The following is an 18,036-nucleotide window of genomic DNA, read 5'->3' on the forward strand; positions in this document are numbered from 1 at the left end:
CCCCTTCCTTCGCCCTCGGCCGAGCGGCGGCTCGCTTCGTGGCCCACGTGACCTGCTGCGAGTCACCCTATCGCTCGACTGACCTCCCGTGAGCGGGCGCCGGAGCGAGGCGGACAAACCGGTGTGGGAGAAGGGGGCGTGGCTTGGATCAGCCCTCTGGCTAACAGCGTTAGCCTAACTGTGTTAGCTTCGCCGCATGACGAACTCACTGTCAGCGCCCCCACGCGATCACTCCTCGTCGCGCCACCGGTCGTCGGTAACCGGTGCTCCCCCCTTCGCGAGCGACGCACGACCCGTACCCAGCACGCCGGATCGGCTCGTCGCCACCGTGGCTGCGATCTGCTTCGTGCTCTATCCGGCCCTGCGTCCCGCCTCCTCGGAAACCGGGCTGGAGGGCGCCGCCGCGTTTGCGGCGTGGCAGTGGACGGCCTCCCATCTGCTCGGAGTTCTCGCCTTTGTGGCCCTGGCGGCCCTCACACTGAGGCAGTCCGCGGCGAGCGCGTCTCGGCTCGCCGCGTGGGCCGCGGGCGTGATCACGCTCGGGGTGGCCGCGATCCTGCCCTACTACGGTGCAGAGACCTTCGCGCTCGCCGCGATTGGGGCCAACGCGCTCGAGACGGGCGATCCCGCGGTGATGACGCTGGCCGAGGAGGTGCGAGGCGGCGGGCCCGCCCTCGCCACCTTCGGCGCAGGCCTGATGGCGCTGGCCGCAGGGGGCATCCTCTGGGCGCTGCGCTCTCGGCGGAGCGACCCGCCCTTCGCGCAGCTCGGTGCGCTCTTCATGGCGCTCGGCCTCGTCACCTATTTGCCGCAGTACTACCTGCCCGGGGGTGCTCGGATCGCGCATGGCGCCCTCCTCGCGGTGGGACTCCTCTGGTGGGCCTGGTCGCGCCGCCCAGCCAGCGAGCGGGTGGTCGCGTGAGCGCCACCGGCGACCAAGCCCCCGACCCCCTCGCCCAACGCACCCCGCGCGCCCGAGAGATCATCGCCGCGGCTCGGCGGTTGCTCGCCAGCGAAGGGTGGGAGGCGACGACGATGCGCACCCTCGCGGCCGACCTCGGCATCCGAGCTCCCTCGTTGTATCACCACGTGGCGAGCCGCGACGCCCTTCGGGTGGCCCTGTGCGAAGTGGCCTTGGCCGAGATGGGAACGGCGCTGCGCCAACCCCTTCCCGGGGAGGGCCCGAACGACGACCCGGTTGCGGTCCTGCTGCGGCGCTACCGCGAACGGGCCCTGCGTGAGCCGGAGCTTTACCGGCTGACGACGGCCGGGCGTCTGCCGCGAGCGGAGATCCTGGCGGGGTTGGAGGACTGGTCGGGAGAGCCCTTCCTGACGGTCACCGGCGACCCGTACCGGGCCCAGGCGCTGTGGGCCGGCGCCCATGGCCTCGTCATCTTGGAGATCGACGGGCGCCTCCCCACGGCCGAGGCACCGCGACCCACCTGGGAGGCGCTGGGGCGGGCCTTTGCTCGAGCCGAGCGTTGAGGGGCGCGGGTTCAAAAATGCCCGGACCGGGTGAGAACTAGCGAGCGGGCCGGTTACTGGCTGGCGAGGTAGTCCAGGCTCGCCTCGTAGCCCTGCGCAATCCGCCGCGCGACCTTGTCGCTCGAGCCATACCCGCGCGTCACGATCGCCGGAGAGTTCTTCGCTCCCGACGGCAGGACATGCAGGTCGATCCGGTCCGGCACGGTCGCGATCTCCTCGACATAGCGATGGCGCCGGGCGATCTCGAAGGCCACCATCCCGACTTCGAAGGGGGACCGCGGCGGCCTGAGTGCTTGCTCGACCCGCCCGACCTGCAGGACATAGATCTCGGTCGCGCCGAGATCGATCGCGCGGCCCACCGGGATCGAGTGGACGAGGCCCCCGTCGTAGTAATGGGCGCCGTCGATGTCGATGGCAGGGAACAGCCCCGGTACTGCGCAGCTCGCGGCGACAGCGGGACCCAGCGGACCCTCTTCGAACCAGTGAGAGGCGGCGCTTTCGACATGAGCGGCAACACATTGGAAGGGGGTTCTCAGGTCCTCGATCCGTTCGACCTCGAGGTGCTCCTCCAGCAGCCGGGGCAGGGTCACCGCCGACATGAGGTGGGTGCGGTACTTGGCAAACCGAACCGCCTGGCGCACCGGAGAGTCGGTAAAAGCACCCGAGCGGGTGACCTCGGTCCACAGCGCCTCGAGGGACTCGACCGCATGGACCGTGGGGTCGGCCGCGACGAAGGCGCCGTTGATCGATCCGATGCTGGTCCCGAGGACAAGGTCGGGGGTGATCCCCCCTTCGAGCAGGGCCTTGAGCATCCCCACCTGGGTCGCTCCCAGCACGCCCCCGCCGCCGAGAACGAAGGCCGTGGTCATGGTTCCCCAGCGTAGGCCCCTGACGGGCGCCGCGATGCGCGGTAGGTTCGGTGGGGATCGAGTCCCGCTCAGCAACTGGGGAAGGGGGCGGCCGTGGCCCGCAGGTTGGTGCTCATCCGACACGCGAAGTCGGATTGGAGCGAGCCGGTGTCGGACCGGGAGCGCCCGGTCAGTTCGCGCGGTCGCCGCCAGGCGCCGGCGATCGGGACCTGGCTACGTGCCCAGGACATGGTGCCCGAACTCGCCTTGGTGTCCCCGGCGCGAAGGGCCAGTGAGACGTGGGATCTCGTGGCCTCCGGGATCGGCGATGCCGTCAGCCGGGATGGGGCGCCGCCGGTCGTGCAACGGGCGGTCGAGGCATACACCTTCGATGGTGACGATCTGATGCGGCTGATCCACACGGTGCCGATCGAGCGCGAGATCGTCGCACTCGTCGGGCACAACCCCGCGATCGAAGAGCTTCTCGAGATGCTGACCGGCGCCGATCAGCCGATGCCGACCTCGTCGCTCGCGGTGATCGATCCGGGGACAATCCCCTGGTCCGAACTCACCGCCGGGGCCCGCCTGGTGACCGCGGGACGACCGAGCGACGGCCCCCTTCGCGCCCTTGCTTAAGCAGCGCCTCGATGCTCATCCTCGAGGGTGAGCATCAAGGACGTGCTTAAGCAAAGTCAGGAAGGGGAGGGGGTGGGGTGGCGGATGACGTCGACGCCGACGTCGAGCGTGGACCCGGAGCCTTCGGTGAAGATCACGCCGCGAAGGGGGGACACGTCGCGGAAGTCGCGCCCCCACCCGGTCACGATGTAGCGCGAATCGGCGAAGTGGTCGTTGGTGGGATCGAGATCCACCCAGGTCCCGTCCGGGGCCATCGCCGAGACCCATGCGTGTGACGCATCGGAGCCCTCGAGTTTGACCTGCCCGGGAGGCGGCGTCGTCTCGATATAGCCCGAGACATACCGCGCGGGAATCCCCACCGCGCGCAGGCACCCGGCTGCGAGGTGAGCGAAGTCCTGGCACACCCCTTCGCGCTGGGCGAGCAACTCGGGCAGGGTGGTGCGCACGCTCGTCGTGCCCTTGGCGTAGCGGAAATCGCGATAGATCCGCTCGTAGAGGTGGACCAGGGCCTCCCCGAAGGGGCGGTCGGGGCCGAGGATCTCGCGCGCGTATTCAGCGACCTGGCCGTCCAGCGTGACCAGTGGGCTCGGCAGCAGGTACTGAGCGGCCTCCGCGAGGTCGATGCCGGGCCCATGCTCGGCGATGGTGGCGGCAGCCGCCCCGAGGGTATGGGCGTTCAGCGCGTCGAGATCGGCTGCCGGCCAACGGATGTCGACCAGGCTGCGCTTGGTCACTTCGAGGGTCGTGTGCGGAGTGCGGACCTGGAAGTAGTGGCTGTGATTGCCGAACTGGTCCACGTGTTCGCTCAGCACGTGCGGCTCCGGCGTGATCGTGAGCGTGTGCTCGACCACCCGCTGGAAGGGGGTCTCGCGGGGGCTGAGCAGTCCGCGAGCGAAGGAGTCCGTGACGTACTCCTCGTAGGTGTACGTCGTGCGGTGGCGCACCTCGTAGCGGCGCGACGTGTGGTGGTCCGGTGGCGCGCTCCGGTCGCCTGCCATCACGCCACCCCATCCGTCCAGTCGATCGCCGTGACCGTGCGCGAGGCGCCCTTGCCCGCGAAGTAGCGCGCGGCGACTCGACCATGGAGATCGCGCAACCGACGATCGAGATCATCGAGTTCGGCGGCGAGCGGCGCCCGGTCGGGGACGACGAGGACCTCAAGGTCGGCGCCGCGGGCCCGGTCGGCCAGCGCGCGAGCCTCGGCGATCAAGGGATCACCGTCATCAGCGATCACGGTGAGGGCATCGGCGAGGTGGGCGATCGCCGACGCGACCGATCGCGGGTTGGTGGCATCGCGCAGCAGGAGGTCCACCGCGGCCTGGGCCGGAACGATCGGTCCGAGTCCGGCCGCGAGCCGGCGCCGGTAGGTGATGATCGATTCGGCAGCGCCGAGGGCGGCCTCATGGGTCGTCGCCTCGACGAGGGCGCTGTGGGGTTCGGCAAGCAGGGTGCGGATCAGTCGCACGCCCTGCTGGGCCCGCTCCATCCGGCGCCCAGCGTCGGTAAACGCCCAGGCCGGGTCCCGCACCGTCGATTCGGTCCCGATCCCAGCGAGGGCCAGCAGGGCCTCCAGCGCTTGCATGAGCAGCTCCTGAAGGTCGTCATCCGGCCCGGCCTCGGTGAGGGTCCGTTCAAGGCGCGAGAGGACGAGCCAGATATCGGCGGAGATCTGCTCGCGAACCGCTTGCGCCGCAGCGGTCGCCCGCCGAGCGCTACACGCGACGCCCCCGGCGAGGCGCGGGTCGAGGACGAGTTCGCGCAGGTGGGCAAGCGGATCGGCGAGCCGATCTTCGCCCCCTTCACCGGTGAAGCCGGGGCGCACCCGGGTGACCTCGGTGACGGCTGTTAGCACCGCCACCATTGCGGAGTGGCCGGGAGTGCGGGGCCGCGCGGCGTGGTCAGCGGCGAGATTGTCGGCGACCCGCAAGAGGCGGGCGGCGGCTTCGGCACGCTCGGCATAGCGACCGAGCCAGTAGAGGTCGGACGCGACGCGGGGCGCCGGTGCCGAGGCGGGGGAGGTCCCACCCATCGGAGGAAGGGGGAGGGCGCTGCCCTCGTCGTGTCCGCCCGTGGCGGATGGCGCCGGTGTCCCGAGCACCCACACGTCCTTGCTGGGGGCGCCGGCGAGACTGCTGATCTCGGGAGCATCCGTCGTGGGGGAGACGCGGGCGAGGCCGCCGGGCAGCACGGCATAGTCGTCGCCATCGGCGACGGCGAAGGTCCGGAGGACCACATTGCGCGGGTCGAGCCCGTCATCGGTGACGACCGGGGCGCTCGACATCGCGAGCGGGTCCTGCGCGCACCACAGCCAGGGCTCGGCGCTGATCCGAGCGGCGAGGTCCTCCCGCTCATCGCTCGTGAGCTCCCAGCCGAAACACGGGCCGCGCGCGCCGCCCAGATCGGACGAACGCTCGCGGGCGATGGGTTTAATCACGAGGCCCGCGAGGTGGGTGAGGATGTGGCTCCGGTGGGTCGGATCTCCCGCCCACCACGTGTGCGGCGAGCGAAGCAGCAGGTCTTCGCCGAGCAGGTGGCGGCAGACCGACGGCAGGTACGGGATCAGGGCCGGGTTCTCGATGACCCCGGACGTCAGCGGGTTGACGATCGAGATCCGGCCAAGCCGCGCCGACTCGACCAGACCCGGCAGGCCGAGCCGGGACTCGGGGCGCAACTCCAGTTGGTCGCACCAACTGGCATCGACCCGCCGGACGATGACATCGACGGGGGTTAGGCCCCCGGTGGTCCGCAACCAGATTCGACCATCGCGGCTCGTGAGGTCCTCGGAGGTGACGAGCGGCAACCCGAGCAGGGCGGATTGGAAGGCCTCATCGAAGGCGGTTTCGCTGAGGGCCCCTGGGGAGAGGATCACGGCGTGTGGGGTGTCCTCGCCGGGAGGGGCGACCCGATGGAGGGCGCGGGTGACGGTGTCGAAGAAGCCGCGGAGCCGGGCCAGCGGGCTCTCGCGGTAGAGCTGCGGCAGGACCCGCGCGACGATCCGGCGATTCGCCATCGCGTAGCCGGCCCCGCTTGGCGCTTCGGCGCGATCGGCGATCACCCGCCAGGTGCCCTCCCCGTCGCGCGCGAGGTCGGTGGCGGGCAGGACCAACTGGCGCGGGCCGGGCAGGGTGATGCCCGACGTCTGCGGCAACCACCCGGCGTGGCCGAAGACCGCCGCTCCAGGCACGACCCCGCTGCGGATCAGCTCCTGCGGCCCGGTGAGGTCGGTGAGGATCGCATCGAGGAGCACCGCCCGCTGCCGCAGCCCCCTCTCCAGGGCAAGCCACTGCGCACCGTCGATGACGATGGGAAGGGGGTCTAGCTGCCAGGGGCGCGCCCTGACCCCGTCGGCGAAGGGGGTAACGCTGGCGTTGGCCATCTCGGCGCCCGGTGACTCGGGGCCGTAGGTGATGCCGTCGTCGGCGACGAAGCGGGCCGTCTCGTCGCGGCGCGCTCTCAGCCCGGTGAGACCGAGGCCCGCGATCCGTTCGGCGAGTTCCGTCGCGGGTTCTCGGATGCCATCCAAGGTCACCGTCTCGTCGATCCCCTCACGGCGCCTCGCGATGCGCTCGCGGTAGTCGTCAAGGATCGAAGGGGAGGGGGATCGCCCTTCGGTCACCGTCATGCGCCGCAGCGTACGTGAGCGCGCTCGCGGGCCGTGCCCTGGTTCGCCGCTCAACCGAGCGCGCGAGGTGTCGATTCCGGGTCAGCCGCAACGCAATTCGCGGGGAGAGGTGAGCCACATCGCGGGTGAGGGGCCCGCGAATCGTCGTTAGCCTGCGATGAGAAGGAGCACAACGCACGAGGAGGTGCGCGATGGATGTCGCTGAGCGCGTCGATGCTGCCCGCTTGACGGGGTCGGCGCTCGCGGGGGTGAGCGGCGTCGTCCGCGATGCGCACGGGAGCATCGCGACGCAGGTCTTTAGCCAGGTCCGCAAGTACGTCGGCCCCGCGGTGACACCGGTCGAGTTCACCCACGATGCGATCGCGCACGGGGTGTACGCGACGACCGGGCTGGTGCTTCGCGGGGCGGGGATCCTCGCCGGGCGGTTCGTCGAGTCGCGGGCTGCGGGTCCTGGGCATGCCGCTCAGGTGCTGGCCGGAGTCGACAACCCGGGGGCGCCGATCCCGATGGCGGGGCCGACCCGGAACCTGCGGATCGAGGGTCTTCGGGCGGTCGTGCAGGGTTTCCACGGCGACAAGATGGTGGCGAGCGGATCGGCCCTGGCGTACCCGATGACGCTACGGCGCTCGGGCAGCGACGTCCCGATCACGGCCCGGGGTCTGGCGAGCGCGTATCCGGACGCGAGTGGCCAACTGGTGGTCTTCGTCCACGGTTTTGTCGGGACCGAACAGGTGTGGAAGCGGCGCGCCGACCGGGACCCGCTCGGTCGGCGCCTGTCCTACGGGAGGCGCCTGGAAGCCGACGGCGAGTTCTCGGCGCTCTGGGTCCGCTACAACACCGGGCAGCGAGTCTCCCGCAATGGACGCGACCTTCGGGATCTGTTGCGCCGCGTCCATGCCCGGTGGCCCGTCCCGGTGCGTCGGATCGTGCTCGTCGGCCATTCGATGGGTGGCCTCGTCTGTCACTCGGCCCTCGCGCAGGCCGACCTGGACGAGCCGTGGACCGAGGTCACGACCGACACCGTCACCCTGGGGACGCCTCACCACGGGACGCCGCTCGAGCGAGCGGCGAATACCGCCGCGGCCGAACTCGGGTCGCACGAACTCACCCGGTGGATCGCGGACATCATCCGCTATCGCAGCGACGGGATCCGCGATATGCGCCACGGCAACCTGGTCCCCGAGGACTGGCTGGATCACGACCCAGAGGACCCGCTCGACCGGCGAACTCATGCGCGGCCCCATGAGCATGTGCGGCATCTCGCGGTGGTCGCCACCGTGCCGCGCGATCCCGATGGGCTGCTCGCTGGGGTGCTCGGCGATCTCGTCGTGGGTCGCGATAGCGCTCGGGGGTGGTCGGCCGATCCAGCGGAAGGGGCGGTCGGCGCGTCGCGCACGGTCGTCCTCGGCGGGATGAACCATCTCGATCTGCTGAACCACCACCGGGTCTACGCGCTCATGCGCCCGATCCTGCTGGGCTCCGACGAGGCTCCTGCGGCGGCCCGGGCCTAATCCCCCGATCGCTCCAGGCTGGCCACAGTGGCCTCGACGGCCCGGTCGACGACGCCGGGTACCGGGGTCGACGAGGGAGGGACGAAGTAGCTCACGGTGATGAGGTTATGTCCCTGTCGGACTCGGACCTCGTCGACGATCGTCCCTTCGCTGGTCGGCGGCACGTCCTTGGTGAGTGTCATCCGGGTGCCGAAGGACTGCTCGCCCCGTCCGGGCGTGCCGATCAGTTCGGTCGACCAGGTCGAGGTCGTCCGGTGCGCGGTGTTGGAGAAGGTCGCGCACTTGCCGAGCGCGTTCCCAGCGTCGTCGAAGGGGGTCTTCGGGACCACCTCGTCGTGACTCGACACCGTGAGTGTGAGGGTGCCGCGGCCCTCGCCGGAGTATTCACGGCCGACGAAGGCCACCCGATGGTCCCGGGTGAAAGCGCTCATCGTGGGTCCGCCGAAGGTCAGTTTGAGGCAGTCCGCGGGATAGGTGGAGCGATCGGCATCGACATCCGGGACCCCGTCGGTTTCGCTGTCGAAGCGCTGGTCGATATCGGCGAGGCCCGGTAACGCAGCGGCCGCCTCCTGCGGGCTGAGTTCGCGCCCGGCGGAGGGCGTCGACTCCGCATCGCCTGGCGCTTTCGCAGTGCACCCGAGCAGCGCCACGGAGGTTGCCGCCGCGGCTGCGAGGCCCAGGATCGCTATGCGGGTCATCGTGGGAGCCCCGCGAGAGTCTGTTCGGCAGCCCGATCGACGAGCCCCGGAATCGCCCGTGAGTTCCGCCCCACCGAGTAGACGATCGAGATCAGGGTGTGCCCTTTGCGGATTTGCACGATATCCACGATCTGCCCTGTGAGCATCGGTGGTGCGTCCTCGGCGAGGGTCATCCGGGCCGCGAACATCTGGTCGCCTCGCGAACTCAATCCCAAGGCGCTCATGGACCACTTCGTGGCCTCGTCATCGTAGGTCTGGGTGAAGGTCGGGCATTTGGCGACGGCCGCACCGGCCGCGTCGAACGGAGCAGTCGGGACGGGCCGGTCGTAACTCTTCACCCTGATCACGAGGTAGCCAGCGCGCTCCGCCGCGTAGTCGCGTTCCGCCTTCGTCGCCTGATGATCTCGGTCCAGGGCCTTCATCGCTTCACCACCGAACAACACGTCGGCACAGCTGGCGGGGTAGGTCGAGCCCTCGGGGTCGCCCTCGTCAGTTGGTTGGAGCACGAGCTGATCTGAGAGGTCGTGGGGCTCGGGAAGGGCGGCCGTCGCCTCCTCGAGCGTCAACTCCCGACCCGCCGGGTCAGTGGGCGGCGGGGGTGCAGCGTCGGTGCAGGAAGCGAGCGAAGCGGCAAGGACGACCCCAGCGGCGAGTGCTCTGGCCACTGATCCGCGGCCCATCAGGATCATGAGTCGGCTCTCTGGAGGCCGTTCAGGACCTGGATCACGGCACGTTCGGCGAGATCCGGGATGCGCTCAGAGGCTGGCCCCACCGCGTAATTGACCAGGATCAGCGTGTGCCCCTTGCCCGCCCGGACGAGGTCAACCTCACTCGCCTCACCTCCGGGGTCGACATCGGCGCCCCCGACAAGCCGTACGGAGAAGGAGCGGTCGCCGAGTGGGTCGGTCCCAAGGAGCTTGGTCTCCCACGTGCTGGTCCGGTTGGGGTCGATCTTGGTAAAAGACGTGCATTCCGCCACCGCCGTCCCCGCCCGATCGAACCACTCAGCAGGCACTGGTTGATCGAAGCTGCGGACCGTGAGCCCCATCATTCCGCCACGGGAGCCGGAGTAATCGCGGCGGGCCAACCCGACCGTGTGGGCATCGATGAAGGCGCGCTCATCGGCGCCGGCAAAGAACAGATCGGCGCACGGCGCCGGTTCGGTGCGACCGGCCGGCGGGGACTCGTGCGTTGGCTCGGTGCTCAGCAGATCCGACAGTTCGGTGGGCTCGGGCAAGGCCGCCGTGAGCTCGTCATTGGAGTAGGTGCGATCCGTCGACGGCGCCGTCGACGATGATGGCCCGCTGGGCTCGGATGCGCCCTGGCAGGCGGCGAGGGCGAGGGCCACGATCGCGCTCGCAGCGGCCCCGGCGATGCGCCGCCGGAAGGGGGAGTGCGGGCGGGTCACGGTGCCTCCCTTCCGGCGGGGGTAGGCGAGACTGAAGGGTCGCCGCCGACCTCTTCACGCCGACGAATCGTCACCCAAACGCGGTGGCCAGTGATGACCGTCGCCACCCAGGCGAGCCCGAGGAGCCAGCCCGCCATCACATCGGTCAACCAGTGGTGCCCGAGGTAGACCCGGCTCAGGCCCATCGCGATCGCGAGCATGCCAGCGAGGACGATCACGAGCATCCGGGCGCGCCGGCTGCTCAGCCCGACGACGAGGAGGTACGCCCCGATCCCGAGGACAACGGTCGCGTTCAGGGTGTGACCCGACGGGAAGGACGCCGACGATTCGAAGGGGGGCACAGCGAGAGATTCCGGCGGCCGCGCGCGGCCGGTGAGCTCCTTCCCGGTCACGGTGGTGAGCACCGAACCGGCGGTCGCGATCAGCATCAGCCAGATCGGCGTGGGGCGGCGCCACAGCCAGACGGCGACGAGGGTCAACCCGACCGCGATCACCGGCATGATGACTTTGCCGCCGAGGTCGGTGAAGGTCGTCGCCCACTGCTCGCTCGACGGGGTTCGAAGCGCGACCGAGGTCTCGAGGACGGGTTGATCGAGCCGGGCCAGGTCGCCCCCTTCGGTCACGTTCTCATAGACCTCCGCGGCCGCGGCGTTCAGGGCAAGGACGATCCCACCACCGAGGAGCACGGTGATCACGAGGGCGAGGTGCGCCGCCGACCAATGGGTGATCCGGGCGATCAGGCCCGCGAGATCGATCAACCGATCGACGGCCCAGCGGCCCGCGCGAGTCCGCCAAACGGCGAGATCTCGCGCACCGACGTGGTCAGCGGAGGCCAGGTCCGGGGGTGCTTCGGGACCGACCGTTCGCTGCCGATCGTGGGACATCGCCATCTCTTAGGGGGTGAGGTCGAAGGTGTGGGCGGCACCATTGTCATCGAGGATCACGACGGCCCCAAGAGGTGTCGACTGCTCGGGCAGGTCGACGCCGACGAGCCCGGTGGCGCTGCTGTGGGCGGCGATGGGGTCGGCGAAGTAGCCCTCGCCGTGGAAGATGGGGATGGGGTCCTCCCGGGGAAGGGGGCTCGTGCCGCCCTCGGCCAGCAGCCGGAAACGGTCCGCGGGGACGAGCGCCGAGTCACCCCCGAGGTTGGTGACGGTGAGTTCGACGTCGGCGGTGTAGACGGTGCGCTCGCCGTCCTGGCTGGTCAGCACCTTCGGCACCCCGGCGCGCACGGAGGTGATGGAGTACTCGAGATCGCCGATCCGCTGCGGCGTCGCCGGACCGCGGTAGATGTGCAGTGGCTCGGTCGAGGACGGGAAGTCGCTGGGTGTCCCAACGGTTGACGGGTCGCTGGGCGTCGCCCGGGACTGGTTGATGATGATCGCCGCGGTCACCCCAGTCAGGGCGAGCAGGATGAGGCCGATGACGGCCACCAGGGCGATGATCACGGCGACCGGTCCGAAACGTCGGTCGCGGCGGACCCCCTCAGCGGGCTGTAGGGGCGGCGGATTCTGGGTCACGCGCTGACCGTCGACATGTGAAGGGGTCCTACGCATACTCGGCGAGGCGGAATGAGGCGCCCTGGTCGTCGCGGCACACCGCCGCCCGCCCCACCATCGTGTCGATCGGCTCACCAATCACTGTCCCGCCGAGCTCGCTGACCCGAGCCCGGGACGCGTCAAGGTCAGACACCGCGAAGTACACCACACAATGCGATGGGTCGTGAGGTCCGAGGAGATCGGCAGCATCGAGGATGCCGACCGCGGCGTCATGGCCCGCCCCGTGGGTGGCATAGCGGGGACGATGCGTCCCGTCTTCGTGCAGCACAACCGGCCAGTCGAAGGCTTGGTCGTAGAAGGTCATCGCGGCATCGAAGGCGCGGGTCCACAACTCCCCCCAGGCGAGCGATCCGGGAGTGCCGATCCCCTCGGTGCCCTCGAAGGTGCCTGGTTCCCACAGACCGACGTAGGCACCCGCTGGCCCGATCACCCCGGCCAAGCGTCCGAGGTCACCGCTGACGGTGGCGGGGACGACAACCTCGGCCCCGGCGTTTTCCGCAGCGAGCAGGGACTGCTCCAGGTTGGTCGTGCGCAGGTAGACGGTCCACACATCGGCCATCGGCTCATCGTCGGGCACCTTCTCCAAGATGCCCGCGACCGCTCCGGCAGCGGTCGAACACTCGAGATATCGGGGGTCGATCTGCCCCCGAGCGGTCGACCACCCAAGGAGTGAGGAGTAGAACCGTCCGGCACGCTCCAAGTCCGTCGTGAGCAACTCCACCCATGCGGGTGCTCCGGTCCGAGTTTGCGCCATGACCACGAGCGTAAGGGGGATTGCCCACGAGCGGCAGGCAGACTGGCCCCATGACCGTCTCGTTATCCCCGACCGGATCCCCCCGGCGCGCCCTCGCGCCACTCGCCCTGGCGGCTGCGCTCCTCGTCGGCGCCTGCTCGAGCGCCGAGACGACGGCGGACGCGACCTCTTCCCCGAGCGCTCCAAGCGCCCCCACGTCCAGCGAGCCGCCGCTGCGCACGCTCACCTCCGGTGGCGAGCCGGCCGCGCTAGTCCGCCGCTATGCCGCTGCGGCGTCGAAGGGGGACTACGCGACGATCTGCGAGCTCATCACGCCGACCTACAAGAAGGTCGTCGAGGACCTCAGCGGTTCCGACTGCCCCGCAGCGATGAAGGCGGAGCAGCAAGGGCCCGCAGGTTTCGACTTCGCCGCGAAGGACCTCCAGATCGGCGAGACGGTGATGTCCGCGGACGGGACGATCGCGCGGGTCAAGACGACCTACCAGGGCCAGCCCGAGGAGGTCCCCCTCGTCAAGAGCGACGGTCAGTGGTACATCGACTTCGGCGGAGAGCACTCCGTCGAGTAAGCGCTGGAGTTAGTCGCGGGGCTGCCAGGTGCACAGGCACACCTCGTTGCCGTCGGCGTCGGCGAGGACCCACCAACTCGGGGCGAAATCGTCGGTCACGAGACGCCCGCCAGCGGCGAGGGCCGCGGCCATCCGCTCCTCGACCTGATCGTGCGGGAGATAGAGGTCGAGGTGGATCCGCCCGCGGCCGGGTCGGGCTTCGCTCGGCTGGAACCACACCACGGGCGAGTGACCCACTCGAGGCAGCAGGGTGTCGTCCTCGTCGGGATCCTGGTCGTACCCGAGGACGGCGGACCAGAAGGGGGCGAGCCGCGCCATGTCGTCGGTGTCGAGGGCGATCGTGATCTCCTGCGGCGCGCTCGGCTCGCTGGCCACATCGAGCTCGGCGGCAATCTGGTCGATCCGACGGGCCAGAGCGAGGTCGCGCTCGGTGATCCCACGGACGTCATGGCTGCGTAGCGCGATATCGACGTGCCCGTAGCGCAGGTCGAGATCGGGGTGATGGTGTGCCTCTTCGGCCGCGGCGGCGATCGCGGTCACGACCTCGAGCCCGCGAGCAAAGTCCGTGGTGAGGAGGCGGGTGCGCAGGTGGCGCCCGACGAGTCGCCAATGGGCGAGATCCGCCTGTGCGATCTGCGGGCCGGTCAGCCGTTCGGTAGCCATAGGAGAACCGTAGGGGTGATCCCCGTCACGTTGAGCGAACCGGTCCGGGTGCTTCGGCGTCTTTGAGAGTCGAGGACGAGGCGAGAGCGTCGGACTCGACGCCCGGGTGCCGGTGGCCCGCGGGCCCGCGTGAATTTTTGAGTAGAAAAGACGTGTGACGCGATGAACCTGCGGCCCCTGCGCGCGCTCCTTGTCCTCACCACGGCGACCGCCGTGATCGGTGCCTCCGGTTCGGTGGCGACAGCCGACCCGACTCCTGCGCCGGGGGCAAGCGCGACCACGGCTCCCGATTCCACCGGTCTGCCACCGGGCTGGTCGAACACCACCCTGGAGGATGGGCGCCCGGGTCTCGAATGGACCCCGAAGGCCCCGGTCCCGGCACGCTCGGCCGCCATCACCGCGAGGATCGGCGACACCGAGATCCCCGCGCAGCTGACGGCGGCGGGCACCGTCGTGATCCCCGCCGATGGCCTCCCGGCCAACCTCTCCGGGCTGGCCGTGTATTCGGGTGAGACGCCCCTCGCGGACCTCCCGGCGTTGGTCCCGGGGAGCGCCACTCCGCCGAGCGTGGCGCCGCCGGCGGTCGCGCCGAAGCGCTACGACGTCGCGTCGGCCGACTACGACCTCGGGGAGGTCGCGGTCCCGGGGCTGAAGGGTCGCCAGCCCCTCAAGGGCCACGTCGTTGCGCCGAAGGGGGCGCCGGGCGCACGGCCGGTGGTCCTCTTCCTGCACGGTCGACATGAGGCGTGCTACGGCCCGAGGGAGGACGTCGAGGCCCCGCCGTGGCCGTGTGCGAAGGGCGAGAAGCCGGTCCCGTCACTGCTCGGTTACGACTACGCGCAGCGCGTCCTCGCCGGGCGAGGGTACGTCACCGTCTCGATCGATGCCAACGCGGTCAACGCCCTTGATGACGTCACGACCTGGGATTACGGCAACTCGGCCCGCTCCTTCGTCGTGCGAGAGCACCTGCAGCGGCTCGCCGCCTGGAAGGGCGGGGCCACGGCGCCGTGGTCCGGGCGCGGACTGAGCGCTTACGACCTCTCCCGGACGCTGCTCGTCGGCCACAGCCGCGGCGGTGACGGTGTCAACCAGGCGACCGTCGACAGCACCGGCTCGGATCCCTGGCAGGTCAAGGGTTTGGTCCTGCTCGCGCCGACCAACTTCTTCCGGCAAACCGCCCCGACGACGCCGACGCTGACCCTCCTTCCCGCGTGCGACGGGGATGTGACGAACTGGATGGGCCAGCGCTTCACCGACGCGGCGCTCGCGTACGGGCCGGGCGCGGCCCTGCACACCTCGGTGCGGGTCCCCGGAGCGAATCACAACTCGTTCAACACCGAGTGGACGCCCGGCCTCTCCAAGGCGCCCTCCGTCGATGATGGGCAAAACACCGACTGCCGCCGCTCGCAACGAATCTCCTCCTCGGCGCAGCGCTCGGTCGGTGCCGGCTACATCCTCGACGCAGCCGACAGCTTCCTCACCGAGGGCGCGGCGATCCGACCCTCGCTGACCGGCAAGCGCGGATACCCCACGGGTAGCAGCGTGCGCGGGATGGTGGTCACCTCCGTCGGCGGCGGTAGCACCCCGATCTGGCAGGGCCTCACCGCCGGACAGCGCGATGTCGGCAGCCCCCGCGGGGTCGCCAAGCGCTGCGGCGGCGTCAACTGCGCCCCCGAGGCCACTGGACAGGGTCAGCCGCACTGGGCCGGACTCGGACGACGCGATGGCAATGCCCTCAGCGTGAACCTCCGTCGGACCGGCGACCGCGGGGGGATCACCCTGGCCCGCCCGACCGATCTCAGTTCGGGATCGGCCCTCGAAGGGCGCGTGATCGTCCGGGGCCCGCGCGGCGAAGCGCGCCTTGCCGTGCGCCTCACCGATGCCCGCGGCCGGACCACGACCATCGCCCCCGATCGGGGAGCGGTCCTGCGCTCGCTGCCGTACCGCGCCGGGAGCGAGGCCGTCGCGGAGCGTGCTTGGGGCCGCGCGCTTCGGATCCCGCTCACGACGAAGAAGGTCGACCTCCGCCGCATCACCTCGGTCGAAATCGTGAGCACGAAGGGGGCTGCGCGGGTCGTCTTGCTCGATCTACAGCTGGTCGCGGGGTCGACCCCTTCGGCTCAGGCCGCGCCGAAGATTTCCCTCGGCACGCTTCCGCGCGTGCGGGAGGGCTCGACGGTCCGGTGGGTCGACATGCCGCTCACCATCGATCGTCCGCTCACCGCTGACGTCGAGATGGCCGTCACCACCTCGGAGCCCGGATCGGGCGACAGCGGTCAAACGAAGTGGGTCTCGTTGCGCCGCGGGCAGACGAGCGCGAAGGTCCCGGTCCGGATCCCCGGCAATACGACCGACGACGCCGACCACGATCTCGTCGTGGCGATCGAGACGCGGGGTGCGGCGACGGTGCGTACCGCGAGCAGGACGGTCACGGTGGTCGATGACGATCCCGACCCCGTCCTCACCGTCGACCCGCGGAGCGTGAGCGTCACCCCCGGCGGGACGATGCGCTGGACGGTCCGCAGCGATCGCCCGTCGAGTCGGACGATCACGATCGAGGCCGCGGCCATTGAGGTGCCGGGTCGCCCCCTTCGCGGCCGTGACCTCACCGCCAGTTCGCGGGCGGACTGGGGCGTGAAGTCCTCGGCGACCCCACTGGCGCGGGCGAAGGCCAAGCAGGTCGTGGTGATCGAGCCGGGACGTCGCTCGGCGCGGGTGGAGATGGCGACGACGCGCAGCATCGATGGCACACCGCGGCGGGTGAGGGTGCGTCTGACCAGCGAGATGACCCTGCGCACACCCGTTCTGGACGGCGCCGTGCGGGTCCGAACTGGTCGGTAGCCTTCCCCCCATGAGCGGCGCTGCTTTTTTCGATCTCGACCGAACCCTGCTCCGGCACGCGTCCGGGCCCGTGCTCAGCGAGGCGATGCGTGAGGTCGGGGTCGTGAGCGCGAAGCTCCCGCTCGAGGGTCTGCTCTTTGGGGTGTTCAACTGGTTCGGGGAGACGCTGCCCTCCATTGCGCTCGCCCGCCAGGCGGTATTGGTCGCGCGTGGGCGGGAGGTCGGGGCCTTCGATGAGGCTGCCGAACTCGCCGGCGAGCGCCTCGCCGAGCGGGTCGAGCCCTTCGCTCACGCCCTCCTGGAGGAGCACCGGGCAGCCGGGCGCCCGGTGGTGCTCGCGACGACGACCCCCGAGCATCTGATTCGCCCCTTCGCCGAGCGACTTGGTCTCGATGAGGTGATCGCGACGCGGTACACGGTAAAGAAGGGCCGGTACACCGGGGGGATCGATGGCCCCTTCGTCTGGTCGACCGGCAAGTTAGCGGCGGTCAAGGACTGGGCACGGGAGCACAACGTCGATCTCGCCGAGAGCTTCGCGTATTCCGACTCCATCTACGATCTCCCGCTGCTGTCGGCGGTCGGGAATCCCGGAGCGGTGAACCCCGACCCGCGGCTGCTCCCGGTCGCGGCACTGAAGCGCTGGCCGGTGCTCTACTTCGACACGCTGCCGGGCGTGATCAAACTCCCGCTGATCGACCTGGAACTCCAGCAGATCGGGATGATGCTCTCGCGGCCGGAGACCTTCCCGTTCGCGCGCTTCCATATCGAGGGCTTGGAGAACGTCCCCGAAGTAGGCGGGGCGATCATGGCGGGCAATCACCGCAGCTACTTCGACCTCGCGACGATGATGCTCACGATGGGGCGCTCGGGGCGGACCGGGCGCTTCCTCGCGAAGAAGGAACTCTTCGATGTCCCGCTGGTCGGGTCGATCCTGCGAGCCGGTGGGGGGATCAGCGTCGACCGTCAGCACGACGACCCCGATGCGCCCGATCCGCTCACGGCCGCGGCGATGGCCCTGCGCGGCGGCGAGCTTGTCGGAGTGATGCCGCAGGGCACGATCCCGCGCGGGCCGGACTTCTTCGACCCGGTCCTGAAGGGACACACCGGCGCGGCCCGGCTCGCCAAACTCTCCGGGGCTCCGGTCATCCCCTTCGCCGTGTGGGGGACCGAACAGGTCTGGCCGCGCTCGGCCGCCATGCCCAACATGCTGAGCCTGCTCGACCCGCCGCACATCACGGTCCGGATCGGTGAGCCCGTCGAGCTGAAGTTGCGCTCCGCGCCCGCGGACACCCGCCGGATCATGGCGGCGATCAGCGAGCTCCTCCCGGAGGAGGCTCGATCGGGCAAACGGCCGTCGCTCGCCGAACTCGCCGAGACCTACCCAAGCGGTGTCGTGCCGCCGGAGGACCGGGCCTTCGCCTGGGACGGTTAATAGTCCCTGCGGT

17 protein-coding genes are annotated in these 18,036 nt (G+C 70.2%); 7 read left to right on the top strand and 10 right to left on the bottom strand.

The window, feature by feature from the left end:
- Positions 1-196: 196 nt before the first annotated feature.
- Complete coding sequence (locus AB8K43_RS00980) at positions 197-922, top strand: hypothetical protein (protein ID WP_370890456.1); 726 nt, start codon at positions 197-199, stop codon at positions 920-922.
- Positions 919-1,485 carry a TetR/AcrR family transcriptional regulator gene (locus AB8K43_RS00985; RefSeq protein WP_370890458.1) on the top strand — a complete coding sequence of 189 codons (567 nt, stop codon included), beginning with the start codon at positions 919-921 and terminating at the stop codon, positions 1,483-1,485. Before AB8K43_RS00980 ends, AB8K43_RS00985 begins: the two co-directional genes overlap by 4 nt.
- 53 nt (positions 1,486-1,538) lie before the next feature.
- Here AB8K43_RS00985 and AB8K43_RS00990 read toward each other — a convergent pair whose 3' ends face one another.
- On the bottom strand, positions 1,539-2,354 hold the full coding sequence (locus tag AB8K43_RS00990; protein ID WP_370890460.1) for a patatin-like phospholipase family protein: 816 nt from the start codon (positions 2,352-2,354) through the stop codon (positions 1,539-1,541).
- A 93-nt stretch (positions 2,355-2,447) separates the two neighbouring features.
- Here AB8K43_RS00990 and AB8K43_RS00995 point away from each other — a divergent pair, with 93 nt between their 5' ends.
- Complete coding sequence (locus AB8K43_RS00995) at positions 2,448-2,969, top strand: histidine phosphatase family protein (RefSeq protein WP_370890462.1); 522 nt, start codon at positions 2,448-2,450, stop codon at positions 2,967-2,969.
- Positions 2,970-3,025: 56 nt separating this feature from the next.
- Here the strand turns inward: AB8K43_RS00995 and AB8K43_RS01000 are convergent, their stop codons facing one another.
- Together AB8K43_RS01000 and AB8K43_RS01005 are read right to left on the bottom strand one after the other, a co-directional pair.
- Complete coding sequence (locus AB8K43_RS01000) at positions 3,026-3,967, bottom strand: transglutaminase N-terminal domain-containing protein (protein ID WP_370890464.1); 942 nt, start codon at positions 3,965-3,967, stop codon at positions 3,026-3,028.
- Positions 3,967-6,591, bottom strand: coding sequence for a circularly permuted type 2 ATP-grasp protein (locus tag AB8K43_RS01005; RefSeq protein WP_370890466.1), 2,625 nt, complete (start codon positions 6,589-6,591; stop codon positions 3,967-3,969). The genes AB8K43_RS01000 and AB8K43_RS01005 overlap by 1 nt, the downstream gene beginning before the upstream one ends.
- A 191-nt stretch (positions 6,592-6,782) precedes the next feature.
- On the opposite strand from AB8K43_RS01005, the gene AB8K43_RS01010 reads away from it, so the two are divergent.
- The gene (locus AB8K43_RS01010; protein ID WP_370890468.1) at positions 6,783-8,102 is read left to right on the top strand and encodes an esterase/lipase family protein; all 1,320 of its coding nucleotides are present in this window, start codon (positions 6,783-6,785) and stop codon (positions 8,100-8,102) included.
- Here AB8K43_RS01010 and AB8K43_RS01015 read toward each other — a convergent pair.
- Genes AB8K43_RS01015 through AB8K43_RS01040 form a run of 6 tightly spaced genes read right to left on the bottom strand, consistent with a single transcriptional unit; the run spans position 8,099 to position 12,521 of the window.
- The gene (locus AB8K43_RS01015; protein WP_370890470.1) at positions 8,099-8,800 is read right to left on the bottom strand and encodes a hypothetical protein; all 702 of its coding nucleotides are present in this window, start codon (positions 8,798-8,800) and stop codon (positions 8,099-8,101) included. The genes AB8K43_RS01010 and AB8K43_RS01015 overlap by 4 nt on opposite strands.
- On the bottom strand, positions 8,797-9,489 hold the full coding sequence (locus tag AB8K43_RS01020; RefSeq protein ID WP_370890472.1) for a hypothetical protein: 693 nt from the start codon (positions 9,487-9,489) through the stop codon (positions 8,797-8,799). The genes AB8K43_RS01015 and AB8K43_RS01020 overlap by 4 nt, the downstream gene beginning before the upstream one ends.
- Entirely contained in the window at positions 9,486-10,208 is a 723-nt protein-coding gene (locus tag AB8K43_RS01025) for a hypothetical protein (RefSeq protein ID WP_370890474.1), read from the bottom strand. The genes AB8K43_RS01020 and AB8K43_RS01025 overlap by 4 nt, the downstream gene beginning before the upstream one ends.
- Positions 10,205-11,092: a phosphatase PAP2 family protein gene (locus tag AB8K43_RS01030; protein ID WP_370890476.1), complete on the bottom strand. Its 888-nt coding sequence runs from the start codon at positions 11,090-11,092 to the stop codon at positions 10,205-10,207. The genes AB8K43_RS01025 and AB8K43_RS01030 overlap by 4 nt, the downstream gene beginning before the upstream one ends.
- A gap of 9 nt (positions 11,093-11,101) precedes the next feature.
- Positions 11,102-11,728 (bottom strand): hypothetical protein, encoded by a 627-nt coding sequence (locus AB8K43_RS01035; protein WP_370890478.1) that lies wholly within the window; start codon positions 11,726-11,728, stop codon positions 11,102-11,104.
- Positions 11,729-11,756: 28 nt separating this feature from the next.
- Positions 11,757-12,521 (bottom strand): VOC family protein, encoded by a 765-nt coding sequence (locus AB8K43_RS01040; RefSeq protein WP_370890480.1) that lies wholly within the window; start codon positions 12,519-12,521, stop codon positions 11,757-11,759.
- Positions 12,522-12,571: 50 nt separating this feature from the next.
- Between AB8K43_RS01040 and AB8K43_RS01045 the strand changes: the two genes are divergently transcribed.
- Complete coding sequence (locus AB8K43_RS01045) at positions 12,572-13,087, top strand: hypothetical protein (RefSeq protein WP_370890482.1); 516 nt, start codon at positions 12,572-12,574, stop codon at positions 13,085-13,087.
- 9 nt (positions 13,088-13,096) lie between these two features.
- Here AB8K43_RS01045 and AB8K43_RS01050 read toward each other — a convergent pair whose 3' ends face one another.
- On the bottom strand, positions 13,097-13,750 hold the full coding sequence (locus AB8K43_RS01050; protein ID WP_370890484.1) for a VOC family protein: 654 nt from the start codon (positions 13,748-13,750) through the stop codon (positions 13,097-13,099).
- Between the two features lie 162 nt (positions 13,751-13,912).
- Here AB8K43_RS01050 and AB8K43_RS01055 point away from each other — a divergent pair, with 162 nt between their 5' ends.
- Together AB8K43_RS01055 and AB8K43_RS01060 are read left to right on the top strand one after the other, a co-directional pair.
- Positions 13,913-16,591 (top strand): hypothetical protein, encoded by a 2,679-nt coding sequence (locus AB8K43_RS01055; RefSeq protein WP_370890486.1) that lies wholly within the window; start codon positions 13,913-13,915, stop codon positions 16,589-16,591.
- A 10-nt stretch (positions 16,592-16,601) separates the two neighbouring features.
- The gene (locus AB8K43_RS01060) at positions 16,602-18,023 is read left to right on the top strand and encodes an HAD-IB family hydrolase (RefSeq protein ID WP_370890488.1); all 1,422 of its coding nucleotides are present in this window, start codon (positions 16,602-16,604) and stop codon (positions 18,021-18,023) included.
- Positions 18,024-18,036: the final 13 nt, after the last annotated feature.

This window comes from Janibacter sp. GXQ6167 (assembly GCF_041365945.1).
In the GTDB taxonomy this organism is placed as follows: domain Bacteria; phylum Actinomycetota; class Actinomycetes; order Actinomycetales; family Dermatophilaceae; genus JBGFSK01.

Coding starts and splice junctions, on each gene's coding strand:
- AB8K43_RS00990 (WP_370890460.1), bottom strand. CDS start 2,354: ATGACCACGGCCTTCGTTCTCGGCGGCGGGGGCGTGCTGGGAGCGACC.
- AB8K43_RS01005 (WP_370890466.1), bottom strand. CDS start 6,591: ATGACGGTGACCGAAGGGCGATCCCCCTCCCCTTCGATCCTTGACGAC.
- AB8K43_RS01000 (WP_370890464.1), bottom strand. CDS start 3,967: ATGGCAGGCGACCGGAGCGCGCCACCGGACCACCACACGTCGCGCCGC.
- AB8K43_RS00980 (WP_370890456.1), top strand. CDS start 197: ATGACGAACTCACTGTCAGCGCCCCCACGCGATCACTCCTCGTCGCGC.
- AB8K43_RS01050 (WP_370890484.1), bottom strand. CDS start 13,750: ATGGCTACCGAACGGCTGACCGGCCCGCAGATCGCACAGGCGGATCTC.
- AB8K43_RS01030 (WP_370890476.1), bottom strand. CDS start 11,092: ATGTCCCACGATCGGCAGCGAACGGTCGGTCCCGAAGCACCCCCGGAC.
- AB8K43_RS01010 (WP_370890468.1), top strand. CDS start 6,783: ATGGATGTCGCTGAGCGCGTCGATGCTGCCCGCTTGACGGGGTCGGCG.
- AB8K43_RS01045 (WP_370890482.1), top strand. CDS start 12,572: ATGACCGTCTCGTTATCCCCGACCGGATCCCCCCGGCGCGCCCTCGCG.
- AB8K43_RS01055 (WP_370890486.1), top strand. CDS start 13,913: ATGAACCTGCGGCCCCTGCGCGCGCTCCTTGTCCTCACCACGGCGACC.
- AB8K43_RS01040 (WP_370890480.1), bottom strand. CDS start 12,521: ATGGCGCAAACTCGGACCGGAGCACCCGCATGGGTGGAGTTGCTCACG.
- AB8K43_RS01060 (WP_370890488.1), top strand. CDS start 16,602: ATGAGCGGCGCTGCTTTTTTCGATCTCGACCGAACCCTGCTCCGGCAC.
- AB8K43_RS01015 (WP_370890470.1), bottom strand. CDS start 8,800: ATGACCCGCATAGCGATCCTGGGCCTCGCAGCCGCGGCGGCAACCTCC.
- AB8K43_RS01020 (WP_370890472.1), bottom strand. CDS start 9,489: ATGATCCTGATGGGCCGCGGATCAGTGGCCAGAGCACTCGCCGCTGGG.